Here is a 24,364-nt window from a genome sequence, read left to right as displayed (position 1 = left end):
CTTCCTTAAGTCAAATCGACGGGCTGTCCACTTTTCCAAGACTCATAAGCAGCATCCGCTAAACGCAGTGCTTGTAAACCATCTTGTTCGGTAGTAGGCATCTGTGTGTCTTGCTGTAGGGCTTGGACAAATTGCGTTAATTCAATACGGTAGGCATCAGCATAGCGTTCGAGGAAAAAGTGCTGGGGTTTAGCCGTCATTACTCCTTCAGTGCCTGCAAACAATAGGGTGTTTTCTAATTGATTATTGGCTTGCAGCATCCCTTTCTCGCCAAAGGCTTCAATGCGTTGGTCATAGCCATAGGTAGCTCGGCGGCTATTGGTAATCACGGCAATTTTACCGCTCGCAGTACTGAGGGTGACGCTGGCCGTATCCACATCACCCGCTGCACCAATAGCGGGATCAACGAGGGCGCTACCGACTGCATAGACACGAGTTGGTTCTTCATCTAATAACCAGCGTGCCATATCAAAGTCATGAATCATCATATCGCGGAAAATACCGCCCGATACTTTGATATAAGTGACAGGGGGCGGTGCTGGGTCACGGCTAGTAATAATGAGCGTTTCTAGCTTGCCAATCGTACCCGCTTGCAAATGTTGTTTTAGCGTACTGAATTGCGGGTCAAAGCGACGATTGAAACCTAGCATGCACGGAACACCCGCTTTCTGCACCGCCTCACTGCAACGCTGAGCACGCTCATAACTGAGATCAAGTGGTTTTTCACAAAATACTGGCTTACCCACTTCAGCACAGCGCATTAAGTAGTCTGCATGGGTATCGGTAGAGCTAGCAATAATATAAGCATCGACATGAGAGCTATTAAACATCTCTTCAATGCTTACCACCTGCGCACCCAATTGCTGAGCAAGCGCTTCCGCCGCTGCTGGAACCACATCAGCCACTGCCGTAATGAGCGCATTAGGTACGGCTTGTACAGCGAGCGCATGTACTTTGCCAATCCGTCCAGCCCCAATTAAACCAAAACGAATCATAGACTTGACCTCATTGATAAGCATTTAAATTAAATTTGACCCAACTTGAATGATGCTGAGCAGACTCTACACAGCACTCTAATAATCTGACCCCACTGATTCCGGCACGAATATCGGGATACCATAAAGTACTTAAGGTACTTTGATCGTGTTGTTCTAGGGCTTGAAGCGCTACGCCATAGCGGTGATAAAGATTGGCCCATGCATCTAAAAACCCTTCTGCATGACCCCCACCTATACGGGTACAGATGGCTGGATTGTCGCGGTATAAATACGCCATACCTCGGTCAAGGATTTGTACGGGTTGTCCCTGAATTGCGTAGGTTAATTGATTAGGGTGTTCATCCCACCATTCAATGCTGGCTTTATCGCCCACTACGCGAATCTTTTGCTGATGCACTGAGCCTGCATTGACTGAGCTAGCCCATAGAGTGCCTATTGCGCCACCTTTGAACTTCAGCCATACATGAGCGTTATCTTCGAGTGGGGCGCGGGTGGGAATGAAGCTTTGGCGCATACAGCACAGTTCATCAACTTCCAGCTCTGTTAATAGCTCCAGCATATGAAAGCTGTGCGTGCCTAAATCGCCTAGTACATAAGTAGGGCCTGCTACTTCGGGATTCATACGCCATTTTGCCCCAGCACTATGTTCCTCAACGGCTTGGCTATGAAAGCCATGAGCAAATTGGGCATGCACCATACGAAGCGTGCCTAAATCACCGCGTTGGATCATTTCACGCGCTTGATGCAGCATGGGGTAGCCAGAGTAACCATACATGACCGCAAACATACGTTGCTTTTGTGAGGCGAGGTGCTGCAATTCTTGAGCTTGTGCCACCGTGAAGGTGAGAGGTTTTTCGCAAATCACATGTAGTCCAGCTTCTAGTGCGGCTTTACTAATCGCATAGTGGGTTGCATTAGGGGTAGCTACAATGAGGGCTTGGATACCATCAGGGCGCTGAGCTTCGTGTGCGAGTAGCGTTAAGTAGTTGGGATAGCAACGGTTGGGATCAAGCCCTAGGTTTGTACCAAACGCTTGTCCCCGTTCTGGATCAAGATCAAATGCACCCGCCACTAAGTTAAAAAATCCATCACGCTCAGCGCTAGTACGATGCGCATAGCCGATTTCACTACCTCGTCCACCGCCAATCATGCCAAGGCGAATCGGTTGCTCAGGTCTTTGCTCTTCATTGAACATTATGATTATCCTCAGGCATAACGTCTTTGGGTAGGCAGATAATGCTCAACATGACAAGGTATCATAGCTATTTTGCCTCCTAACTAGCGTTCGTTGACTCATTACAATGGAGTGGTTACGCATCAGCTCACTGAGAGCAGTATAAAACAGGCTGTATATTTTTGGAATATTTGTTTCATTAAATTAATTAAAAGAAATTTTTATTCTAAAATGAGCGATGAACTTTAGGCTAATTGGTGTAAACTAGGAGACCATTGTTGAGATCAAGAGAACCTTTGTAATGATTGCCTCTGGTGAATCAGTCGTTGAGATAGCTCCTTTAACCTTGCCGCAAGATGTGGAAAGTTTTCATGCATTATTGGCTGAGCAACAACCTCAGCTCAGTACCCGCCTTAAACAAGTAGCCAAGTATGTAGTTGATGCACCCCAGCAGGTAGCCTTCGGGACTTTAGCTGAAATTGCCCAACAAATTGGAGTCACCTCCTCAACGTTGGTACGTTTTGCTAATTACTTTGGATTCAGTGGATTTTCTGAGTTACAAAAACTTTATAAGCAACAAGTACTTAATCATCCTAGTAATTACCGTGAACGCATCAGACAGTTAAAGCAACAAGACAGAGCGCAAAGTACCGCTAATAGTTTATTGCATGAGTTTGTAGAGGGGGGGCGTTTATCCTTAGCGCTTTTAGAGCAGCAACTGGATACTCATAAGCTGCAATCAGCACTCGATTTGCTATCGGCTGCCGAGGATATTTATATTTGTGGAGTAAGACGAGTATATCCGGTAGCCAGTTATCTTTATTACGCATTGACTCAATTAGAGATTCGTTGCCACCTAGTGAATAACCAAGCAGAACTAGGTTTAATGCAATTGAAATGGGTGAATACTCAGTCGGTATTAATTGCGATTACCTTTAGCCCCTATAGTAATTTTACTCAAGAAGTGGCTCATGTAGCTAAGGAAAAGGGCGCAAAATTAGTGTTAATCACGGATAGTGAATTATCACCCTTGGCTGCCTTGGCGGATAGTCTATTAATTGTGCATGAGTCAGAAATTAAGTCGTTTCGCTCCTTAACCGCGACTATCTGTTTAGCACAGACTTTGTGTGTCAGTTTGGGGTATGCAAAATAGCTTCGACCCCTAGGTATGCTTGGCAGTGGGCACTTAAACCGTGAAAGCAGCCCGAAACTGTTCCAATGCTACTTCAGGATCACCACTAGCAAAGGCTTCCATACCTACCGCACCGTTGTAGCCCATTGCTTTGAGTGCTAGTGCAATCCCTCGATAATTAATTTCTCCTGTGCCGGGTTGCATACGCCCCGGTACATCGGCTACTTGAATCTCACCGATCCAAGGCAATGACTTACGGCATAATTCAATTAAATTCCCTTCACCAATTTGAGCATGATAGAGGTCAAGGTTGAGGCGTAGATGAGGATGATTCACTGAAGAAACCAGCGCTAAGGTATCTTCTGCGCGTGCAAACGAAACTCCGGGGTGATCAACAGGTAAATTAAGGTTTTCTAAGGTAAAAGTGACCCCTTCTTTCTCACCCATATCTGCTATGCGCCGCAAAGTATCATAGGCATTGAGCCACATATGCCCTGTGATGGTTGCACAAGGAGTGACAGGTAAACCACCTGCTCCTAAACCTGTGCCATGCAGGTTTAATCGTGCTACACCCAAACGCTTACCCACTTGTGCCGTTTCATAGGCTGTTTTGAGTAACTCTGTAGTGCCTTCGTCATCAGATAAGCGTCCCCTCAGATAACCATTCATAATAGTGAAAGTCGCTCCAGACTTTTCTAGCTTAGCAAGGTCATGATCAGTCCAATTCCATAACCCGACCCCAAAACCTAATTCAGTAAGACGTTTAGCACGCCACTCTATTGCTTGGTCACGCCACAACATTTCGGCACAAGCGGCCAGAGTAAATTGACTCATTTTAAATAGTGCCCCCCAAGGAGCTTGATAGATCAGCTAATTCCCGTCCACCCGCCATTAAATCTTGTAATTCATCCGCTTTGATCTCGCCTTTGAGGGCTGTACCTAAGGTTTTGCCACGATTTAATACCGTAAAACGATCACCTACGGCTAAAGCATGGCGCACATTATGGGTAATAAAGACTACCCCAATACCTGTTTTGCGAACTTTATCAATGGTTGCTAGCACATTAGATGTTTGACGTACCCCTAAAGCTGAGGTGGGTTCGTCAAGAATCAGTACTTTTGCCCCAAAGTAGACGGCGCGTGCAATAGCGACGGTTTGGCGCTCACCTCCTGATAATGTACCGACTGCTTGATTAGGTTCACGCAGGTTAATGCCCATTTTGGCCATTTCGGTCATGGTTATTTCATTAGCTTTGTGAAAATCAAAACTTTTAAACGGACCAAAACCAGTGGTAGGTTCGCGCCCCATCCAGAAATTACGGGTGACTGACATTAAAGGAATCATCGCGAGGTCTTGATAAACCGTGGCTATGCCAGCTTCCATCGCATCACGGGGACTATTGAATACGGTTTCACGCCCCTCCACTTTAAGTTTGCCTTTAGTGGGTTTGTGCACACCTGACATGGTTTTAATAAAGGTGGATTTACCTGCACCATTGTCACCCAATAAGCAGTGGCATTCGCCCGGATACACGGCAATAGAAACGCCATTCAGAGCAATGACCGCGCCAAAATGTTTTTCAATATCGATCAATTCAATAAGAGCGGGTGTGTGACTCATGGTCGGCTCCTTAACGTGAAGTCATGGCTTTACGGCGTACCCAGTTATTTAGGAGCACCGCGATTAACAAAATAGCCCCCATAAACACTTGGAACCAATCTTGGTTAATATTGGTATAGGTAATACCGATTTGCACCATACCGAAAATAACCGCACCAATCATTGCCCCTATGACCGAGCCATAGCCGCCTGTTAATAAGCTACCCCCAATAACGGCGGCAATAATGGCATGAAATTCTTTTAATAAGCCGCGACTCGCATCCGCTGTACCAAATTGTAAAACAGTGATGGTAGCGACTAAGGTGGCCGCCGCCGCCGTGAGGATAAAGAGTATGATTTTGACGCGATTGACAGGTACTCCTATATTGCGAGCGGCATTAGGATCACCTCCGGCTGCAAAAATCCAATTACCAAAACGGGTTTTAGTGAGTAACCAAGAAGCAGCGATACCTAAAACAATAAACCAAATAATTTCAACCGGAATCCCTTGAACTTTAGGTGTGCCATTTTGAAATGTATCAATCCAACCCATACTCGCCAGCCAACTAAATACCCCCTCAAAGGCATTACCAGCAAATAACTCCATTAACCAGCTATCGCTCGCAGCTTCTTGAATACCGCGTAATTGGGTTGTACCGGTGGCGGCTTTTAAACCGACTAGCGTTAAGCCCCGTAGAATAAACAAAAAGGCTAGGGTGACAATGAAAGACGGCAAACCCGAACGTAATACAATAAAGCCATTCAGCGCACCAAAAACGACCGCTACCGCAAAGGCAAATAAGATACTGAGTCCTAAAGGCCAGCCCCACAATACGAGCGGAATGCCTAGTGCAATCCCCGCAAACGCAATCATTGAGCCAATCGACAGGTCAAACTCACCACCCACCATCAATAATGCTGCTGCAATCGCTAAAATACCGAGCTGTGCTGCGGGTTGCATAAAGTTCATGATGCCCGCTAGGGAAAACATACGCGCATCGGCATAAACAACGAAAAATAGAATAATCGCGATTAAGCCAACAATGGCCCCCACTTCAGGGCGTTGGAGCAAGGATTTAACAAGGCTAACTTTGGCGATACGTTCATCCGCAGCCGAGGTAGCTGTAGAAGGAGTCTTTGATGTACTCATGGTACATAACCTCACTAAACCCCGCTCACGCTAGGTATGAACAGGGCAATGTTGTTAGAACAACGCTTGATTTAGCGAATACCTTTAGCAGAGAGTTCCACTACTTGGGCTGCTTTATCTTTAGTAATGAGGTTTGGACCTGAGGGGACATTACCTCCGGGCATTAAACCATAACGGGCATAGTTAGCTAAAAACACCACAGGTAAATAGCCTTGCAGATATTGTTGCTGGTCAATACAAAAGGCGGCTTTGCCCTCAGCGACTGCTTTTAAGAAGTTGGCAGACATATCGAAAGTCCCGACATTAATTTTGCCTGTTTTACCCACCTCTTCTATCGCTGCTAGAGTAGGTTCTCCCGCTGTGCTAGCACCTAAGGCTAAAATAGTATCAATGTCAGCGTCTTTTTCTAAGGTAGCGCGTACTTTGGCTTTGACATCGGCGGGGTCATTGCTAGTGGGTAGTACTTCCACTGCGCCAAAACCTTGTTTGAAACCTTCGCAGCGTTGGTCGAGTGCCACATTACCCACTTCTTGGTTAACACATAGGCCTTTTTTACCACCCATCTCTTTCAGTTTCTCACCTGCTTTTTTACCAGCCGCTAGTTCTTCCTGACCTACATGGAGTAATGCTCCTAGCTTTGCGGAGGCTTCGACACCTGAGTTCATAGAAATAACGGGAATACCCGCTTTAGCGGCTTTCTCAATGGAGCCACCTAATGCTTGAGCGTCTGGAATGGAAACAATTAAGCCTTTGGGTTCTTGGTTGACAGCAGCATCAATCAAAGCAGACATTTCAACCATATTAAAGGTTTCGGGAGCGCGGTAGTCGACTTTGACCCCCATATCTTTACCTGCTGCCTCCACTCCATTCTTTACTACCGTCCAAAAGGGATCATTAGCCTGACCGTGTGAAACCACAATGATATTGATGTCATCGGCTGCCATGACTGAACTGGTTAAAGCCAAGGATAGGGCAATAGATGCAAATAGCTTTTTCATAGACTCCTCCGATTAGCGTAAATACTGTTCAAGAGATGTGTTAGTTGGGCGGTTTAGCACATCTGTTTTTAGAATAAATTTTCCATCAATATATGTCAATGGAATATTTGTTCTAATCATGAGTAATATCAGCACTCAACCACTAAAAGTAGAGTGTGATAGGTGTAGCGCTTTTTTAAGGTTTAAATACTTGCTTGTAGAGCTATCAGTAGAGGAGGGTTTTAAGAGTAAGGTCTTATTTTTACTAGCAGTGGTGCAGATACGACGGCATGATAGGCTCACCACAAAAGGTAAGCCTTAGGGCAAAGTATTAGGGGTGGACACAGTGAGGGAGCTAAGGGAGGGAGGACATTCAATCCTTCTAAAAGACTAGGATTGCGCCCTAGTCCATCTTAAAGTTAGTGCTGTTAATAAGCCCAATAAGCCAAAGCCAATCGTCATAGGGATAATCGTACCATTATAACTTTGCCCGATTAGGGTTCCCAAAGGAATAGCAAATAATGACGAGGCTGAACCGACAATTGAAGCGCCGATTCCGGCAATATGTCCTAAAGGTTCCATTGCTAGAGCATTTAAATTCCCAAATAAGAGACCTACCGTAAAGAAGCTCAGTAATAAATAAGTCATTAACTGCCATAAAGGGGGTTGACCCTGCTGTAAATAGGCAATGACTAAAAATAAGAGCGCTAAAAGAGTAAAAATACGAATAGCTATCGTCGAGAGTAGTTTCATACCATATTTCATTACTAATTTAGCATTTAAAAAAGAAGCTGCACCTAAGGAAAGCGCTAGAGCACCAAAATAGAAGGGAAATTGTTCCCCTAAACCATATTGTTGTTGAAGGATTTGTGGGGATGAATTCAAGTACCCCATAAATGCACCAAAAATCAGTCCACTACTTAAGGTATAACCCATAGCCACTTTATTACTGAGCACTTCTTTAGTGGCTTGCCATAAACTAGACAGCGAAAATTCACGGCGCTTGTCTGGCTTTAAGGTTTCGTCTAAACGCATGCCAAACCATACAGTGATAATGACAGCAATTACTAAAAAGGAACCAAAAATGGCATGCCAACTCGCCACTAATAGTACCCCTTGCCCCATTAACGGCGCGATAGCAGGCACTAAAATAAAAACCATCATAGTAAAGGACATAATTTGTGCCATTTCGCGCCCAGAGTAGAGGTCGCGTACCACCGCAATACTAATAATGCGCGGTGCCGCCGCACCCAAGCCCTGTAAAAAGCGCCCGATCAGCATATGATTAAAATCTTGGGCAAAGAGTGAAATGGCACTCCCTAACATAAAAATAACCAGACCTAAATAAATAAAAGGTTTACGTCCCCAACTGTCTGATAGCGGCCCAAAGATCAGTTGTCCGATGCTAAGCCCTAGAAATAATACGGGAATGATGAGCTGAACATCATTTTCGTGTGGCACTTGTAAATCAAGACCGATTTGCTTAAAAGCAGGCAGCATGGCGTCAATAGCAAGGGCTGGCAAGCAAGTTAATACGGCGACAAGAACAATAAACTCTTTTAAACTAAGGGTGCGCGGCATTTTAATTGCGTCTCATTGTGCGATGCAGCATAATATTGTGCTACTGGTTAGAAGGCAAATTTGGCTCAAGAGGACGAAACGATGACTACCCCTATCGTAATGACAATCTCTGGACATGATCCTGTCGGAGGCGCGGGGGTGTCGGCCGATATTGAAGCGATTGGCAGTCAAGGTTGTCATGCGGTGTCAGTGATTACCTGTATTACAGTGCAAGATACTCATGATGTCTATCGCGTAGAGCCTTTACCGGATTATCTCATTTTGCAACAAGCAGAAGCCCTTCTGCCTGATATGAATATTTCTGCGATTAAAGTAGGCTTACTGCATACGGTTGAAGCTGTCAAAGCAGTACGCACTTTAATTCGCGAAGCGCCACAGAATATCCCAATTGTACTCGATCCGTCATTAAGTGTGGGTATTGGTCATCAAGGTAATCGCGAAGTGGAACAGGCGATTCGCGCCGATTTATTACCTTTAATTACCCTATTAACCCTTAATAATCATGAGCTAGCCCGTTTAGCACAGTTACCCGACGCCAATGCGCAAGAGCAAGCCCAAGCGTTATTTAATGAGGGTTGCAAAGCGATTTTAGTGACAGGCACGAATGAACCCACCGCACAGATAGAAAACGCGCTTTATCAAGATGGTCAACTGACTAAAGTGTGGTCTTGGGAACGTTTGCCGCATCATTATAGTGGATCAGGTTGTACTTTAACGGCCGCTTGTGCAGCGTTATTGGCTAAGCGTATGGATTTAATGAAAGCCTTGATGATTGCACAAAGTTATACATGGGGCGCTTTAGAAGCAGGGCGAGCGATAGGGCAAGGTGTACGTGTACCTAATCGTTTATATTGGCTACCTCAAGGTAAAAAGATATAGCGCATGGCTTAAGCCTTTGGGATAGGCAGTTAACTAGGGCTTATTAGTGCTACTATGCACTTCATTTTCCGAATTTCTGATCTATAGAGGTGGGGCACATGACCCGTTCCGAATCTTTATTTCAACAAGCACAGCAATTTATTCCGGGTGGAGTTAATTCTCCAGTACGCGCTTTTCGTAGTGTAGGGGGCACACCACGCTTTATTGAGCGTGCTGAAGGTGCTTATTTATTTGATGTCGATGGCAAGCGTTATATTGATTATATTGGCTCATGGGGGCCTATGATTGCCGGACACGCTCATCCTGAAGTGATTGAAGCGGTGCGTGAAGCTTCCTTAAAAGGCTTAAGCTACGGTGCTCCGACCGCGCTGGAAGGTGAGATGGCAGAAACGATTTGTCAGCTTATCCCTTCGATAGAAATGGTCAGAATGGTAAGTTCGGGTACTGAAGCCACGATGTCAGCGATTCGTTTGGCGCGGGGATTTACCGGACGCAAAGTTATTGTCAAATTTGAAGGCTGCTATCACGGTCATAGTGATTCCTTACTCGTGAAAGCAGGTTCTGGCGCTTTGACTTTTGGTCAACCAAGCTCTCCCGGAGTACCGCCAGAATTAGCTCAATTTACTCTCACGTTGGATTTTAATAATAGCGAACAAGTACGCGAAGTGTTTGCCGCACGCGGTCATGAAATTGCCTGCGTCATTGTTGAGCCTGTGGCAGGCAATATGAACTGTATTCCACCTGTGGCAGGGTTTTTAGAGACCTTGCGTGACGTGTGCGATCAATCCGGTGCAGTACTGATTTTTGATGAAGTGATGACTGGGTTTCGAGTCGCGTTGGGTGGAGCACAAGCCTATTATGGTGTTAAGCCTGATTTGACCACACTGGGTAAAATCATCGGTGGTGGTATGCCTGTGGGGGCTTTTGGCGGACGTAAAGATATTATGTCGTGCTTGTCACCCCTAGGCGCTGTGTATCAAGCGGGTACTTTATCAGGTAATCCAATTGCGATGAGTGCTGGGCTTACCATGATGAAGATTATTTCGCGTGCTGGATTTTATGAGCGTGTTAATGAGGTTTGCTCTTCATTAGTAACAGGATTAAAAGCCGAGGCGGATAAAGAGGGTATTCCCTTTACGGTCGTAAATGTGGGGGGCATGTTTGGGATTTATTTTACTGAGCAACCACGTATTGATACCTATGCCCAAGCGACCCAATGCAATACAACGCGTTTTAATCAGTTTTTCCATTTAATGTTGGATAATGGTGTCTATTTAGCACCTTCTGCCTATGAAGCTGGATTTGTTTCGACTGCTCATACCGATGCCGATATTCAACAAACCATTCAAGTTGCTGCTCAGGCTTTTGCAGCGCTGTAAATAAAAAATCAACACCTCTTAAAAATCAAAGAGGTGTTAGTGAATAGTAAATGATTATTTAAATAGTTTAATTATTTTAATTGTGGCCACAATCATGCAAGCATTATTACGCTGGATGCTACTCTATCCATTGCTAGTTTTTCTCTCCATTAGTCTAGTGATGGCAAATGCTAGTTATGGGGCTAATCTGACGACTAATTTATATGCCGAGGTAGAAAGCTCCGTTTATCAAATTAGAGTTATTAACAAACAAACGGGTAAGAAAATTACCATTGGCTCAGGCTTTGTAGTAGGGCGCGAAGATATTATTGCTACCAACTATCATGTAATTAGTAGCTATGTGAATGATATGAATGGTTATACCCTCGATTACTCGTCTAAGTCGGGTAGAACAGGTGATTTGATTTTATTAGATCTGGATGTGGTGCATGATTTAGCCGTATTAAAAGCCAGCCAGCCATTAGGTAAACCATTAATATTGGGAACCGTACCGCGTAAAGGCGCTAATTTATATTCAGTAGGTAATCCATTAGATCTAGGCTTATCGATTGTAGAGGGTACTAATAATGGAGTACTAGAGTATAGTGCTGATCATAATATTCTATTTTCGGGCAGTTTAAATGCGGGTATGAGTGGGGGACCTGCTTTAGATGAGCAAGGGAGTGTGGTCGGGGTTAATGTCGCTACTTCAGGTAATGAAATCAGTTTTTTGGTGGCGGCACGGCATTTGGGGGTGATTTTAGATCGGTTAAAATTACGTAGTTATGCGCCTGTATCGGAAATAAAGCCTTATATTAGTCGTCAATTAAGTGACAGTATGCGTGCTTATATGCAGGAGATTATTAAAAATAAAGAAGAGCAGCAATGGAGTTATACGCCTATAGGACGTTTTAAAGTACCTACTGAGATTAGTTCAACGGTACGCTGTTGGGATGCGAGTGAAGCAGAAGCTAATGATAGTTTATTAATTAATTATTTTACGCAATGCTCTAATGAGCGCAGTGTTTTTCTAAAAGAGGGCATTGAAGTAGGGCAGTTCCAATATCAATATGATTGGTTTGATGGTGGAGACTTATGGCCGACTCATTTTTATCGTTTATATGAAAGCAAGAATGGCGTAGCGGCACTCAATGATAAACTTACCACTAAAGATGTAAGCACCTTTAAATGTTTTACCCATTTTATGCAGATAGCTAAAAAACCCTTTAAACTCAGTATTTGTCGACGCAGCTATCGAGAGTATGAGGGGTTAAGTGATGTGGTAGTGAATGGCGTGATGGTGGGTGAAAAGTTGCAAGGCTTTGTATTTAATATTGATATGATTGGTACTGAATTTGAGTCGAGCTTAAAGGTAGTAGAAGCTTTAGTAGGAGCATTTGAATGGAAAAATTGATTGTAGAAATTCAAGATCGCTCTTTAAATCAATATCATGTGATAGAAAAATTTCCTACTACTTTAGGGCGGGCTTTTGATAATGATATTATTATTTCTGATAAAACCATTTCACCCCATCATTTAGTGATTGATGCGGATGAGAACGCTATTACTATTACTAATTTGTCTACTGAAAACGGTTCTAGCTTAAATAACCAAGCGCTAGCAGTGGGGCAAAGTATTACTGTGAGTATACCGACTCAATTAGAGCTAGGTTTACGCTCCATACGTCTATTAACGGTCGATACCCCGATTGAGCGTACTATGTTAAGTACCTGTCGGGGGATATTTGCAATATTTTGCCATCCGATAGTGGTAAGCTTACTAGCACTATTAACTCTAACAGTGATTTTACTAGAAAACTATTTTAGTACGGAGTATTCGGGTTCTTTTATTAATTATATTAGTAAAATTATTCCTTCCTTATGGTTTTTATTAGCACTGACTGTCCTAGCTTTAGGAGTTAATCGAGTAGTGAGGCAACAATGGGATGTTTGGCCCTCAATTGCTATTGCGTCCTTATTTGTTTTAGCGTTGCCGGTTTTATCTGAGATAGGGCATTGGTGGAGCTACTTTTTAACAGCAGATTGGCCGCGCGATACTTTATTATTGGTGAATAAGTTTTTAGTCATCCCTTTGCTATTGTTTTTCTTCATTTATCGCTTATATGGAGTTAGTAAAAAAGCAGCATCAGGCTGGGCTTTATTATTGAGTGCCCCTATTATTGTATTTCAGTTAGTTAATTTAATTGATGATTGGACTATTCAAGCTAATTCAGTCAGTGAGTTAAATTTTAATCGTAGTGTGCGAGCTTCTGATTTACGCTTATTGCCTACTTTGTCACACGAAGAGTATATGCAACAAGCGCGTGATGCTTTGGGCGACCCACCTAACCCATAATAAGTACTTGAGCCAAAGTAATCCTGCATTTCCTCCGCAGCCGCTATCAATACGTCCGTGTACGCTTCAAGGCGGCATCCCTGCCGCCAAGACTGCTCCAGAAACACACGATTACTTTTAGCTAGATACTTAGCTGGTAGATTAAGAGTTAGGTTAAATCACCGTAATGATATTGCAGGAGTGTTAGGGCGCTAATGCAAGCCGTTTCCGCCCGTAAAATGCGTGGTCCTAAACTAAAAGCTTGCACTCCCGCATTAATGCACCGCTCTAGCTCTTCCTCAGTGAAGCCACCTTCAGGACCGATGATCATTTCAATGCCAGCCGTGTTTAGCGTATTACCTAAAGCTTGTTGAGCAGTAGGGGAGAGAATAATGCGTGCACCTAGGGGCGGTTGATTGAGATACTCTTCTAAGGTCAGCGGTGGTTTTAATTCAGGTATTTGGGTGCGCCCTGATTGCTCACACGCGGCAATTAAAATACCTTCCCAGTGTTGTAGTTTTTTATCTTGCTTATCTTTAAGGACGCGAATCACTGAGCGCTCGGTTAATAAAGGTTGTACCGCTGTAACCCCTAATTCCACGGCTTTTTGCAGAGCAAAGTCCATTTTATCGGGCTTAATAATGGCTAAGGCTAAAGTTAGGGGAAAAGGTGATTCACTTTGTATAGCTGTATAGGACTCAATCCGGACTAGAGCAGAGCGCTTAGTAATAGTTTCTAATACCGCTAAATATTCACCGGCTGTTTGTCCATTAAATAAAATGAGTGGTTCACCCACTTTTAAACGTAATACTTGAATAGCGTGATGATAAGTACTATCGGGCAGTTCTAAAGTACTAGGCGCTTGCAGTGCCACAGGGCAATAAAAGCGTGGAATACGCATGGTGAACCTTTACTATTGCAGTTTAGAGTTGAAGCGGAGGGATTCTAGCGGTTTCTCGAATCCAATTAATAGTTTTTAATACGCCGCGCCGCTGTACTAGCCAACGCTCTAGATCACGCTTGCCGGGAAACTGCATGACCGCTATCCCAATTAAGATAGTAAGAATCCCTTGTCCGGGAAGCACTAACATAATAAAACCTGCAATCACAATGAGCAGACCAATCAGATTACGGATTAGGGTTTGTGGGCGTACTAGCAGTGCCCAGCCTTCGGGTTGTGGACGTTTAAAATAATCGGCGGGAATACGTCTAATCAACCACGGTAAGAGTAGTAGGGAAATAATAAATAGCCCTAATGAACCCAGACCAACCCAAACCAAAATACCTTGATACTGTTCTAGTCCATTCACGACTTGTGCGGATAGTGTCATAGTATGATTTAACCCGAATAACTAGGAGTCTCTATGCAAGACTTGATAATTGATCAATTTCAGCCCTGTAGTGTTGCTAGCCCTTTAAAACAACAACCTTCTATTAAGTTTCGCAGTGATCAAGAGCGCATGTTAGTGCAACCAGAGCTTAGTGTGCTCGAAGCGTGTTTGCCATTAACTACTCAATTAACACTTGAACTCGCGGGACCGCGTGCCGAGTTATTTTTTAACCCTAAACAGGTTAAAGCAGCCATTGTGACCTGTGGGGGCTTATGTCCGGGACTCAATGCGGTCATTCGTGGGTTGGTGATGCAATTATGGCATTTATATGGTTGTCGGCATATTAAGGGGATTCGCTACGGTTATCATGGTTTGGGGCAAAACGCAGAAGAGCCTCTAGTATTGACTCCTGATTTAGTGTCGGGCTTAAAAGCCGTCGGTGGAACTATGCTCGGTTCTTCACGGGGTACACCTCCTACCGAGGAATTAGTCGATAGCTTAGTAAGGCGTGGTATCAATATGCTTTTTGCCATTGGGGGTGATGGTACAATGCGTGGTGCTCAGGCGCTGTGGGAGGAAATTCGACGGCGTGATTTAACCATCAGTGTGATAGGTATTCCCAAAACGATAGATAATGATATTCCTTGGGTGCGGCGCTCGTTTGGCTTTGATACTGCCGTAGCGGAGGCAGTTAAGGCGATTAATGTAGCCGAGATTGAGGCTAAGGGGATGCAAAATGGGATCGGTATTGTCAAGCTGATGGGACGGCATGCGGGCTTTATTACTGCTACGGCATGTGTAGCCTCAGGGAATGCTAATTTATGCTTGATTCCCGAAGTGCCTTTCACTTTAGAGGGTGAACAGGGCGTATTAGCCTTAGTCGAGCGGCGTTTAAGAGAGCGTCATCATGCGGTGATTGTGGTAGCCGAAGGTGCTGGGCAAGATTTGGTACACGGTGAGGGGCGGGATGCCTCTGGTAATGCTAAGTTGGGTGATATTGGTTTGTACTTAAAACAACAAATGACCGCCTATTTTAAAGATAGCCCGCTCGATGTAGGGATTAAATATATTGAGCCTAGTTATTTAATTCGCTCTGCTCCACCCACCGCTTCAGATCAACTCTATTGCGATCAATTAGCGCGTGCAGCTGTACATGCTGCGATGGCAGGTAAAGGGGGGATGCTGTTAGGGGATTGGAATGGACGTATTACCCATGTACCGATTCAGGCCTTAGCGGGTAAAAGTCGTAAAGTGAATCCTAATGGAGAACTCTGGTTTAGCGTGCGTGAGAATACCGGACAACCCGCAGTGATTGGTTGAAATGTAGGGGCAAACCTAGGTGTTTGCCCTTGCTTGACCATGATGGTTTAGGTTATCTCTAAGGGCAAACACCTAGGTTTGCCCCTACAGTAATTAACCATCAAACCTCTGGATTAGATTTGATCTTGTGAATACTTAAGTCTGCACCGTTATATTCTTCCTCTTGAGTGAGGCGAATACCCACCGCAGCTTTTAAGGCTCCATACACTACGAAACCCGCAACCAGCGCAATGATAATGCCTAGGCCAGTGCCAATGAGTTGAGACATAAAGCTCACACCTCCTAGACCACCGAACTGAGTCGATCCGAAAACCCCAGCGGCAATACCACCCCAAGCACCACATAAACCGTGTAAAGGCCACACCCCTAACACATCATCGATGCGCCATTTGTTTTGCGCCAGAGTGAAGGTAATAACGAATAACCCGCCCGCTACCGTCCCTACAAAAAGAGCGCTCAAGGGATGCATAATGTCAGAGCCTGCACAGACCGCGACCAAACCTGCTAAAGGACCATTGTGTACGAAACCCGGGTCATTTTTGCCCAGAATCAATGCAGCTAAAATACCGCCGACCATCGCCATCAGAGAGTTAATAGCGACTAAGCCACTAATTCCTTCAATCGCTTGGGCAGACATCACATTAAAGCCAAACCAACCTACTGCTAGAATCCATGAACCCATTGCCAAGAAAGGAATGCTTGAAGGGGGATGAGCCGACATGGGTTGACCTTGTTTGTTATAGCGCCCATAACGCGCACCTAACATGACGACCGCACCTAATGCAATCCAGCCACCCATCGCATGTACTACTACTGATCCGGCAAAATCATGAAATTTAGCGCCAAAGGTGGTTTCTAACCATGCTTGCACCCCATAAGCTCCATTCCATGCAATCCCTTCAAAGAAAGGATAAACCAAAGCAACAATAATAAAGGTGGCGACTAACTGCGGATAGAAACGCGCCCGCTCGGCAATACCACCGGAAACAATAGCAGGGATCGCTGCGGCAAAGGTTAATAGGAAGAAAAACTTAACCAAATCAAAACCATTCTTCTCAGCCAGCACCGTAGCGCTTTCAAAGAAACCGACTTGATAAGCAATGTAATAGCCAATAAAGAAATAGGCTATGGTGGAAATAGCAAAGTCGACGATAATTTTCACTAAAGCATTGACTTGGTTTTTATGGCGTACCGTACCTACCTCTAAAAAGGCAAATCCGGCATGCATGGCCAGTACCATGACCGCACCCATTAATACGAATAACGTATTCAGTGCGGGTATTAGCTGTTGCTCCATCAGCATAACCTCTTAGTAGCACTTAAAAATTAGCGCTAATCATAGTCATATCTGCTGTGCTGCCTAGCTCTAACTGCTGTTCTTTTGGGGAATAGCCAATAAAAAATCGAAATAAACTAAAATAACTGCTTTTTTTGCCCTAATGCAGTGCTTGCAAACTTTATTTGCATTTATTTGGTGCTTTAAATGTATTTAATTGGTGCATATAAGTAAAAAGCTAGCTACACGCTTAGGTGATTATGCACAGCGATAGCGCTTCAGAGCTTGAGGGATAGCTTGTGGGTGAGAGTAGCCGCTTAAGGAGTCAGCATGCTAAGCTAATTCATTATTTTAACCTGCTGTTGCGACCCAACAATAATTAAATAAGAGTCTGAGTCATGAGCCTATCTATTCCAGCTTTTGAGCGTGCCCGTGTATTAGTCATTGGTGATTGTATGCTTGACCGTTATTGGTCGGGCGGAACCTCACGTATCTCTCCCGAAGCGCCCGTGCCTGTGGTGCATGTGCAAAGCAGCGAGGAACGCCCCGGAGGAGCGGCTAACGTGGCATTGAATATTGCAACACTAGGGGCTAAGGCCACTTTAATGGGCTACATCGGTCAGGATGAAACTGGACAATCCTTAGAGCGCTTATTGCAGGCTAAAAGCGTGAATACGCATTTTATTACCCTAGCGCAGGCTCCCACTATTACTAAACTTCGAGTCTTAAGCCGTAATCAGCAGTTGCTACGCCTTGATTTTGAGCAGGGCTTTAATGGTCAAAATCATAGTCAACTACTGGATAATTTTGGTGCAGTCTTGGCTGAGCACGATGTGGTGATCATTTCGGATTATCGCAAAGGTACGCTAGAGCGGGCGCGTGAACTGATTCAAATGGCAAAAGCGGCGGGTAAGCCAGTCGTGGTTGATCCTAAAAGCACTGAGTTTATGGACTATCAAGGGGCTACGGTTATTACCCCCAACCTAAGCGAATTTAGTGCAGCCGCTGGTAGCTGGCAGACTGAGGAGGAGTTAATCCAAAAGGGGCGTGCGCTTATGCAACGTTGTGACTTGGCTAACTTACTCATTACCCGCAGTGAACACGGTATGACCTTATTAAGTGGTTATCAGCCTCCGGTGAATTTGCCAACGCGTGCGCGTGAAGTATTTGATGTAACAGGGGCTGGAGATACCGTTGTGGCAGTATTAGCAGCGGCTATGGCAACCGGATTAGCTCTAGAGCAATCCATGGCTTTGGCTAATTTAGCAGCGGGTATAGTGGTCGCTAAAGTAGGCACTGCGACGGTCACAGTCGCTGAGTTGCATAAAGCCTTACATGCTCATCCAATGAATCACAAGGGCATAGTGTCAGAAATGGAGCTATTAGAGGCAGTACAACAAGCACGGCTACATGGTGAAACGATTGTGTTGACGAATGGCTGTTTTGATTTATTACACGCAGGGCATGCCACTTATTTAAATGAGGCTAAGCAATTAGGTGATCGCTTGATTGTAGCGGTCAATACCGATGAGTCAGTACGGCGTTTAAAAGGACCTACACGTCCGGTCAATACTATGGAAAATCGTATGACGGTATTAGCGGCCTTAGGTGCGGTAGATTGGGTGGTATCCTTTAGTGAGGAAACGCCAGAGCGTTTGATCTGTGCGGTAAAACCGGATTATTTGGTAAAGGGTGGCGATAACGATCCTCAGAAAATCCCCGGTAATCGCTGTGTGTGGGACAATGGGGGCGAGGTCGTCGTGCTCAGCTTTAAAGATGGGGTGTCGACCACACGTACTATTGCTAAAATTCAGACTATGGAAAAAGAAGGCTAATTCTTAATTATGGCAATCATCGGCATCGATTTAGGTACTACTAATAGCGCGTGTGCGGTCTGGCGTAATGGGCAGGTAGATCTCATTCCTAATCGTTTGGGTGAGTACTTAACGCCCTCGGTGGTGCATATTGATAGCAAGGGTATGGTGCTAGTGGGCAAAGTGGCGCAAGAGCGCCTTTTGACTCATGCTAATCAAACCGCTGCGGTGTTTAAGCGCTATATGGGCACGGATCGACGGTTGATTGGGGGTAAGCATTATACTGCACCGGAATTATCCGCCTGTGTTTTGCGTAGCCTGAAAGAGGATGCTGAGGTTTATTTAGGTGAGCCTATTACTGAGGCGGTGATTAGTGTGCCCGCTTATTTTAATAATAATCAGCGCAAAGCCACACTCTTGGCGGCACAACTCGCTAATCTTCCTGTAGAGCGTTTAATCAATGAACCGACAGCCGCAGCCATTGCTTATGGTTTGCATGAGAAACCCGAATCGACTCAGTTTATGGTCTTGGACTTAGGCGGTGGAACCTTTGACGTGTCGATTATGGAATACTTCGAGGGTGTGCTCGAAGTGCATGCCTCGGCGGGAGATAATTTTTTAGGGGGCGAGGATTTTCTAGAAATATTGGTGGGACTGTATCTACAGCAAGTCAAATTGACTAAAAATCAACTTGATCCGCGCAGTCTACAGCTACTTTATGCCCACTTGGAGCAAGCCAAGCGTCAATTTAATAGTGCTGAGTTGGTACAGATTGAGCCTTTTTTAGCAGCGATTCCACAGCGTATTAGTATTAAGCGCGATGAGTATGTGGAGCATTGTGAGCCATTATTGCAGCGCATTCGTTTACCTATTGAAACCGCGTTACGTGATGCGGCTATTAAACCCTCTGAACTAGATGATGTGATTCTGGTGGGCGGGGCGACCCGCATGCAGTTTTTCCGCGCCATGATTGCTAAATTATTTCGGCGTATGCCCTCGGCTAATCTTGACCCTGATTTAGTGGTAGCGATGGGAGCGGCGATTCAAGCGGGTTTAAAGGCACGCGATGCTGCTTTAGAGGATGTAGTATTGACTGATGTGTGTCCCTATTCATTAGGCACTGGAATAGTCAATCATAATGACTATGACGGACAACAAGGCTCGTTATTTAGCCCGATTATTGAACGCAACACGGTAATACCAGCGAGCAAGGCACAACTTTATACCACCGCCCAAGATAATCAGACCGAGGTCGAGATCGATATTTATCAGGGTGAAAGTCGGTTAGTTAAAAATAATATTAAGTTGGGTTCGGTGACGGTCAAAGTGCCGCGCAATCGTAAGGGTGAGGAAAGTATGACCGTGCGCTTTAGCTACGATACTAATGGCGTACTAGAGGTCGATATTAAAGCACTCACGACGGGTCAGGAATATCACGCACTGATTCAAAATACTCCGGGGCAATTATCGGAAACAGAATTAAAGACCAGCCGCGAGCGTTTGGCGCGTTTGAAGTTTCATCCACGCGAAGATGAGGCGAATAAGGTTTTGCTAGCCAGAGCCGAGCGCTTATATGAGGGGCGTTTAGATCATGAGCGTCAGTTAATTGCCCAAGCTTTGCAACAGTTTGAAGCAGTATTAGAACGTCAAGATCCCCAAGCAGCGGCTGAAGCGCGTGAGCAATTCGATGCCTTTTTAACTCAATTTGAACAGGATCGGCTTTTTTAAATGTCATTTTGGGATGAGTTAGGGATAGAAGCCACTAACGATAAGAAGCTGATCAAAAAAGCCTATGCCAAGCGCTTGAAAGTGACACGCCCTGAGGAGAATGCCGCAGCGTTTCAGGAACTTTATAATGCCTATCAACGAGCGCTCAGTTACGCTGATTACTATCATGATGAAGTAGAATATGAGGATGAGGTTTCTTCAGTTAATGATGTTGCACCGCTCGATTCAGTGCCTTCAAGTGAGCTTGAACTAGAATCAAGCTCGAAAACATCCGACCCGCAAACTTACACTGTTAATCTGGAAAAGCCTGCATTAGAGGCTGAACCTCTTACCCCTATTACTCAAGTGTTAGCCCCACCACCGATACCACAGCCAGAGTTAAGCGTTGAAGACACTTCAAGCAGTTTTTTATTGTCTGCCCCTAGTACTGTTATGGATGCAAACTATGAGCAACAAGAGGGAGCTAATAGTGATGAGAATGGAGAAAACGGAAAAAATGAAGAGAACGCTTTACCTTCAGTAGAACAACAATTAGAACAAGAATGGCTACATACTCAGGCATGGCTAGAGCAACTCTTAGCTGATCCACACGAGGCCAATCGTTTATTAAATTGGAATTTTTTAAAACGTAGCCCCTTATTACAAGATTTAGAATGGCGTACTAGGGTTAGTACTTATGTGTTTGAAGAGGTCGCTGGTGTTAATTATGAATCACTCAATAATACTGAGTTACCCCCTAACACTCTTTATATTAAAGCGCACATTTTAAATTATTTAGATCGCCTTTTGGATTGGGAAAAATCTTGGCAGTACCTAAGAGTTAATTATTCAGAAGCCTATCTAGATTCAGTATTTAATTATCTAACTTCTAATGAGCCATCTGAACAGCAGGCTGAGCCTATATTACTTAATCAGTCTGAGAAAAAAATCTCTTGGCTTCAGCGCATTGTTGATATTATTAGATATATATTTGCCATCTATATTAATTTTATTATAGCAAACCTATTAATAGGAGCAGGCATGGCGTTTTCTCCTCATCTGGCTATAGGTATATTAATATTTATTGTATACGTCTATATTACGGGTGGGCGTTTTATTAAGTGGATTGCTTTAGGTCATACGGTTATGGGGCTAAAGTATGGGAAATCATAGCAATGAATAATACAGTAATGGTAGATGTCTTAATCATCGGTGGGGGTATTGCGGGGCTTTGGGCGTTAGCCGAATGGCGTAGTCGAGGTTATGAAGCTATTTTAGTGTCTGATGAGTTAGGTAAAGGGCAAACTATTGCTTCACAAGGTATTATTCATGGTGGGACTAAATACGCCTTAACAGGTCAGATGAGTAATGCCACGCTAGCGATTGGTGATATGCCGCGTTTATGGCGTAATGCTTTAAAAGGTGATGGAGCGGTTAATTTAGCTCAAGCACAGATATTAGCTGAGCATCAATTATTATGGACGAGTGCAGGTATTGGTTCACGTTTGACGGGGTTTTTTGCTAGTCATGCGATGAAAAGCCGTATGGTGGCATTAGATAAAAATCATTATCCTGAATTATTTCATACGCCACAGTTTAAAGGGGCTTTATATCAGCTTGATGAACCTGTTTTAGATATACCCTCGGTATTAGCCAGCTTTCAGCAATACTATGCAAATTATTTAATAGCAGTGGATAGCTATGAATCAACCTTAATAGAGGAGCAGGGCAAGTATCAATACTTAGCTGCTTTAGCTCAAGGTGGCAAGGTTTTGATACAAGCACAGCAGATTATTATCACTGCGGGCGCAGGTAATGAGGCATTAGTTAAGCCGCTATTCCCTAAACCCGTGAATAAAACACACGGTTTGCAGCAATTACGTCCTTTGCAAATGGTTTTAGCTAAAGGCGATTTACCGCGTATTTATGCGCATGCTTTGGGAATGAGTGATAAGCCGCGTATTACGATTACTTCGCATCCTACTTTAGATGGGCAAGTGGTGTGGTATATGGGCGGGCAACCTGCTGAATTAGGGGTGGGAAAAGCGCCGAGCCAATTGATTCAAGAAACACGGCAAGAATTACAGAGTTTATTGCCTTGGTTTGATTTGAGTCAGGTGCAATGGGCGACGTGGAATGTAGATCGGGCTGAGGCGGCACAAGCGAGTGGGGCGCGACCAGATAAACCTAGTGTGCATACGGTAGGCAATGTGACGGTGGCGTGGCCGACTAAGTTAGCGTTTGCGCCTATGTTGGCTCATGAGTTGATTCAACAGTTAGCACCGCAATTAAGCGCACGCTCTAAGCCTTTTGTGAAATCGGCTAGTATGCAAACGCCACAGGTGGCTAAGGCGGTTTGGGAGCAGGTGTTTTGATTATTTCAAAATTTGCTCTGGTAAGCCTTCAAACTGAGGTATTCCCTCATAAGGCACATGCCAAGAGGCCTTAGACTCGATATTCACATGAGCTACAGGTTGAAAATCTACCGGAGTATCAACAGTTGCTAGGGCTATGCTGAGATACATATTTTTATCAGGGGCATAGTTCATCAAGCGAGTGCCACAATTAGAACAAAACGCCCTAATACCACCCAGTTCATTTACGTGTTCTTTGAGAACTTCTTTTCCTTTAGTGATTTTTAAGGTATCACCTTTTGCGAGTGTTACTGTTACAAAAGCAGCTCCATGTGCTTTTCTGCAATAAGAACAGTGGCAGTTAAAGGTTTTTTCTGGAAAAATTTCTACTTGATATTCAATTTGTCCACATAGACAGCTACCTTGCACCATGGTGAATTTCCTTTTTAGGTATAACAGTTTATTGAGCGAAGTCTTTGCATAAGGCACTTTAGAGCCTCCATGAACGGTTTACAAGTTCAACGTCTATCTGCTAAGTCTTGAGCTTAAGCCATAAAATTAGCAGTAGCTCGCCCCGTTTTTCACTAAGATTAGCTAGGACTATCCTCATATAAACGGGATTTTATGAACTATGAGAATTAAAACAGTTGCTCTAGCCCAAGTGATGCAGTGGTATCAGTTTGGCTATGAGCTATGGTATCGCTACAAATGGCAATGGCTGCTGGTGAGCCTTTTTTGCTTACTAATGCTTATTGGCGTGGCCATCATTCCGCTGGTGCATTGGCTCATGTATGTTGTGCTGCCCTTAGTGCTGGCGGCATTATTGTACATGGCACGTCGCGCCGTGCAGGGGCATGAACCGAGCTTGGAGCAATTCGCCTTTGTACTCGGTTTGTCCGAGCAGCGTACTCAATTGTTGTGGATGGGATTGGGCTTGGCGGCTTTAATGCTAAGCATAAACCTGATGGGGCGTCTCTTAGAACCACCGCCTCTATTAAATTACACCCTAGAAGAGCTAGCTCAAGCACAACGTGGGGTGGGAGCAGGGCAGTCTTTTTTTACTACCTTACTCAGTGGTGTGCTCAAAGCGAGTGTTATTTTCTTAGCTAGCCTTGCCTTATTGTTTGCTCCGGCGCTAGCGTTATTTCGTAAAATGCCTGCATGGTTAGCGCTCAAATCGAGTTTAAGAGCTTTTTGGCTCAATAAAAGTGCCTTATTATTTTTCTTGTTTATCCAAACCATGTTGACGCTGCTTGCGCTCCTGCCTTTTGGCTTAGGATTATTGGTGTTATTACCTATTACGGCTCTAGCGTTGTATCGGGCTTATACAGAAATTTTCATCTCCAGTAAGCTAAATCAGTGAACTTTCAGTTACACTA

The 24,364-nt window shown here is 44.4% G+C and carries 22 protein-coding genes; 11 read left to right on the top strand and 11 right to left on the bottom strand.

Annotation, left to right across the window (positions count from 1 at the left end; genetic code table 11):
• Nucleotides 1-5 precede the first annotated feature (5 nt).
• Both iolG and IPL34_RS02560 read right to left on the bottom strand, forming a co-directional pair.
• Complete coding sequence (gene iolG, locus IPL34_RS02565; RefSeq protein ID WP_296837249.1) at nucleotides 6-995, bottom strand: inositol 2-dehydrogenase; 990 nt, start codon at nucleotides 993-995, stop codon at nucleotides 6-8.
• A gap of 10 nt (nucleotides 996-1,005) precedes the next feature.
• Nucleotides 1,006-2,193 (bottom strand): Gfo/Idh/MocA family oxidoreductase, encoded by a 1,188-nt coding sequence (locus tag IPL34_RS02560; protein WP_296837246.1) that lies wholly within the window; start codon nucleotides 2,191-2,193, stop codon nucleotides 1,006-1,008.
• A gap of 280 nt (nucleotides 2,194-2,473) precedes the next feature.
• Between IPL34_RS02560 and IPL34_RS02555 the strand changes: the two genes are divergently transcribed.
• A complete protein-coding gene (locus IPL34_RS02555) occupies nucleotides 2,474-3,325 on the top strand; it encodes a MurR/RpiR family transcriptional regulator (RefSeq protein ID WP_296837243.1) in 852 nt (283 codons plus the stop codon).
• 33 nt (nucleotides 3,326-3,358) lie between these two features.
• Here IPL34_RS02555 and IPL34_RS02550 read toward each other — a convergent pair whose 3' ends face one another.
• From IPL34_RS02550 to IPL34_RS02530, 5 genes are all read right to left on the bottom strand, one after another.
• On the bottom strand, nucleotides 3,359-4,138 hold the full coding sequence (locus IPL34_RS02550) for a TIM barrel protein (protein WP_296837240.1): 780 nt from the start codon (nucleotides 4,136-4,138) through the stop codon (nucleotides 3,359-3,361).
• Nucleotide 4,139: 1 nt separating this feature from the next.
• Nucleotides 4,140-4,925 (bottom strand): ATP-binding cassette domain-containing protein, encoded by a 786-nt coding sequence (locus tag IPL34_RS02545; RefSeq protein WP_296837238.1) that lies wholly within the window; start codon nucleotides 4,923-4,925, stop codon nucleotides 4,140-4,142.
• Nucleotides 4,926-4,935: 10 nt separating this feature from the next.
• Nucleotides 4,936-6,054 carry an ABC transporter permease gene (locus IPL34_RS02540; RefSeq protein ID WP_296837234.1) on the bottom strand — a complete coding sequence of 373 codons (1,119 nt, stop codon included), beginning with the start codon at nucleotides 6,052-6,054 and terminating at the stop codon, nucleotides 4,936-4,938.
• 71 nt (nucleotides 6,055-6,125) lie between these two features.
• Complete coding sequence (locus IPL34_RS02535) at nucleotides 6,126-7,052, bottom strand: sugar ABC transporter substrate-binding protein (protein WP_296837231.1); 927 nt, start codon at nucleotides 7,050-7,052, stop codon at nucleotides 6,126-6,128.
• 369 nt (nucleotides 7,053-7,421) lie between these two features.
• On the bottom strand, nucleotides 7,422-8,612 hold the full coding sequence (locus IPL34_RS02530) for a multidrug effflux MFS transporter (protein ID WP_296837227.1): 1,191 nt from the start codon (nucleotides 8,610-8,612) through the stop codon (nucleotides 7,422-7,424).
• An 81-nt stretch (nucleotides 8,613-8,693) separates the two neighbouring features.
• On the opposite strand from IPL34_RS02530, the gene IPL34_RS02525 reads away from it, so the two are divergent.
• From IPL34_RS02525 to IPL34_RS02510, 4 genes are all read left to right on the top strand, one after another.
• A complete protein-coding gene (locus IPL34_RS02525) occupies nucleotides 8,694-9,491 on the top strand; it encodes a hydroxymethylpyrimidine/phosphomethylpyrimidine kinase (RefSeq protein WP_296837224.1) in 798 nt (265 codons plus the stop codon).
• A gap of 98 nt (nucleotides 9,492-9,589) precedes the next feature.
• Nucleotides 9,590-10,870 carry a glutamate-1-semialdehyde 2,1-aminomutase gene (gene hemL, locus IPL34_RS02520; RefSeq protein ID WP_296837221.1) on the top strand — a complete coding sequence of 427 codons (1,281 nt, stop codon included), beginning with the start codon at nucleotides 9,590-9,592 and terminating at the stop codon, nucleotides 10,868-10,870.
• A gap of 94 nt (nucleotides 10,871-10,964) precedes the next feature.
• Nucleotides 10,965-12,263 carry a serine protease gene (locus IPL34_RS02515; protein WP_296837218.1) on the top strand — a complete coding sequence of 433 codons (1,299 nt, stop codon included), beginning with the start codon at nucleotides 10,965-10,967 and terminating at the stop codon, nucleotides 12,261-12,263.
• Nucleotides 12,251-13,204, top strand: coding sequence for an FHA domain-containing protein (locus tag IPL34_RS02510; protein ID WP_296837215.1), 954 nt, complete (start codon nucleotides 12,251-12,253; stop codon nucleotides 13,202-13,204). The genes IPL34_RS02515 and IPL34_RS02510 overlap by 13 nt, the downstream gene beginning before the upstream one ends.
• A gap of 148 nt (nucleotides 13,205-13,352) precedes the next feature.
• Here IPL34_RS02510 and IPL34_RS02505 read toward each other — a convergent pair whose 3' ends face one another.
• Together IPL34_RS02505 and IPL34_RS02500 are read right to left on the bottom strand one after the other, a co-directional pair.
• On the bottom strand, nucleotides 13,353-14,084 hold the full coding sequence (locus tag IPL34_RS02505; RefSeq protein ID WP_296837212.1) for a 16S rRNA (uracil(1498)-N(3))-methyltransferase: 732 nt from the start codon (nucleotides 14,082-14,084) through the stop codon (nucleotides 13,353-13,355).
• 22 nt (nucleotides 14,085-14,106) lie between these two features.
• Complete coding sequence (locus IPL34_RS02500) at nucleotides 14,107-14,514, bottom strand: PGPGW domain-containing protein (protein ID WP_296837209.1); 408 nt, start codon at nucleotides 14,512-14,514, stop codon at nucleotides 14,107-14,109.
• A gap of 33 nt (nucleotides 14,515-14,547) precedes the next feature.
• Here IPL34_RS02500 and IPL34_RS02495 point away from each other — a divergent pair, with 33 nt between their 5' ends.
• Nucleotides 14,548-15,834, top strand: coding sequence for an ATP-dependent 6-phosphofructokinase (locus IPL34_RS02495; protein ID WP_296837206.1), 1,287 nt, complete (start codon nucleotides 14,548-14,550; stop codon nucleotides 15,832-15,834).
• Between the two features lie 100 nt (nucleotides 15,835-15,934).
• On the opposite strand, the gene IPL34_RS02490 is transcribed toward IPL34_RS02495, so the two are convergent.
• Nucleotides 15,935-17,137: an ammonium transporter gene (locus IPL34_RS02490; protein WP_296837203.1), complete on the bottom strand. Its 1,203-nt coding sequence runs from the start codon at nucleotides 17,135-17,137 to the stop codon at nucleotides 15,935-15,937.
• Between the two features lie 371 nt (nucleotides 17,138-17,508).
• Between IPL34_RS02490 and hldE the strand changes: the two genes are divergently transcribed.
• From hldE to IPL34_RS02470, 4 genes are read left to right on the top strand one after another with little or no spacing between them, the layout of a single operon-like run.
• Complete coding sequence (hldE, locus tag IPL34_RS02485) at nucleotides 17,509-18,945, top strand: bifunctional D-glycero-beta-D-manno-heptose-7-phosphate kinase/D-glycero-beta-D-manno-heptose 1-phosphate adenylyltransferase HldE (RefSeq protein ID WP_296837200.1); 1,437 nt, start codon at nucleotides 17,509-17,511, stop codon at nucleotides 18,943-18,945.
• 9 nt (nucleotides 18,946-18,954) lie between these two features.
• Complete coding sequence (locus tag IPL34_RS02480) at nucleotides 18,955-20,652, top strand: Hsp70 family protein (protein WP_296837196.1); 1,698 nt, start codon at nucleotides 18,955-18,957, stop codon at nucleotides 20,650-20,652.
• Nucleotides 20,653-21,804 (top strand): J domain-containing protein, encoded by a 1,152-nt coding sequence (locus IPL34_RS02475; RefSeq protein WP_296837193.1) that lies wholly within the window; start codon nucleotides 20,653-20,655, stop codon nucleotides 21,802-21,804.
• Between the two features lie 2 nt (nucleotides 21,805-21,806).
• The gene (locus tag IPL34_RS02470; protein WP_296837190.1) at nucleotides 21,807-23,006 is read left to right on the top strand and encodes an FAD-dependent oxidoreductase; all 1,200 of its coding nucleotides are present in this window, start codon (nucleotides 21,807-21,809) and stop codon (nucleotides 23,004-23,006) included.
• Here IPL34_RS02470 and IPL34_RS02465 read toward each other — a convergent pair whose 3' ends face one another.
• Nucleotides 23,007-23,417, bottom strand: a complete 411-nt coding sequence (locus IPL34_RS02465; protein WP_296837187.1) for a GFA family protein — start codon at nucleotides 23,415-23,417, stop codon at nucleotides 23,007-23,009.
• Nucleotides 23,418-23,616: 199 nt separating this feature from the next.
• Here IPL34_RS02465 and IPL34_RS02460 point away from each other — a divergent pair, with 199 nt between their 5' ends.
• A complete protein-coding gene (locus IPL34_RS02460) occupies nucleotides 23,617-24,348 on the top strand; it encodes a hypothetical protein (RefSeq protein ID WP_296837184.1) in 732 nt (243 codons plus the stop codon).
• The last annotated feature ends 16 nt before the right edge of the window (nucleotides 24,349-24,364 follow it).

This window comes from Thiofilum sp. (assembly GCF_016711335.1).
Taxonomy (GTDB): domain Bacteria; phylum Pseudomonadota; class Gammaproteobacteria; order Thiotrichales; family Thiotrichaceae; genus Thiofilum.
Note: the sequence above shows the minus strand (reverse complement) of the source record. Positions and strands in the feature narration are given on the sequence as shown.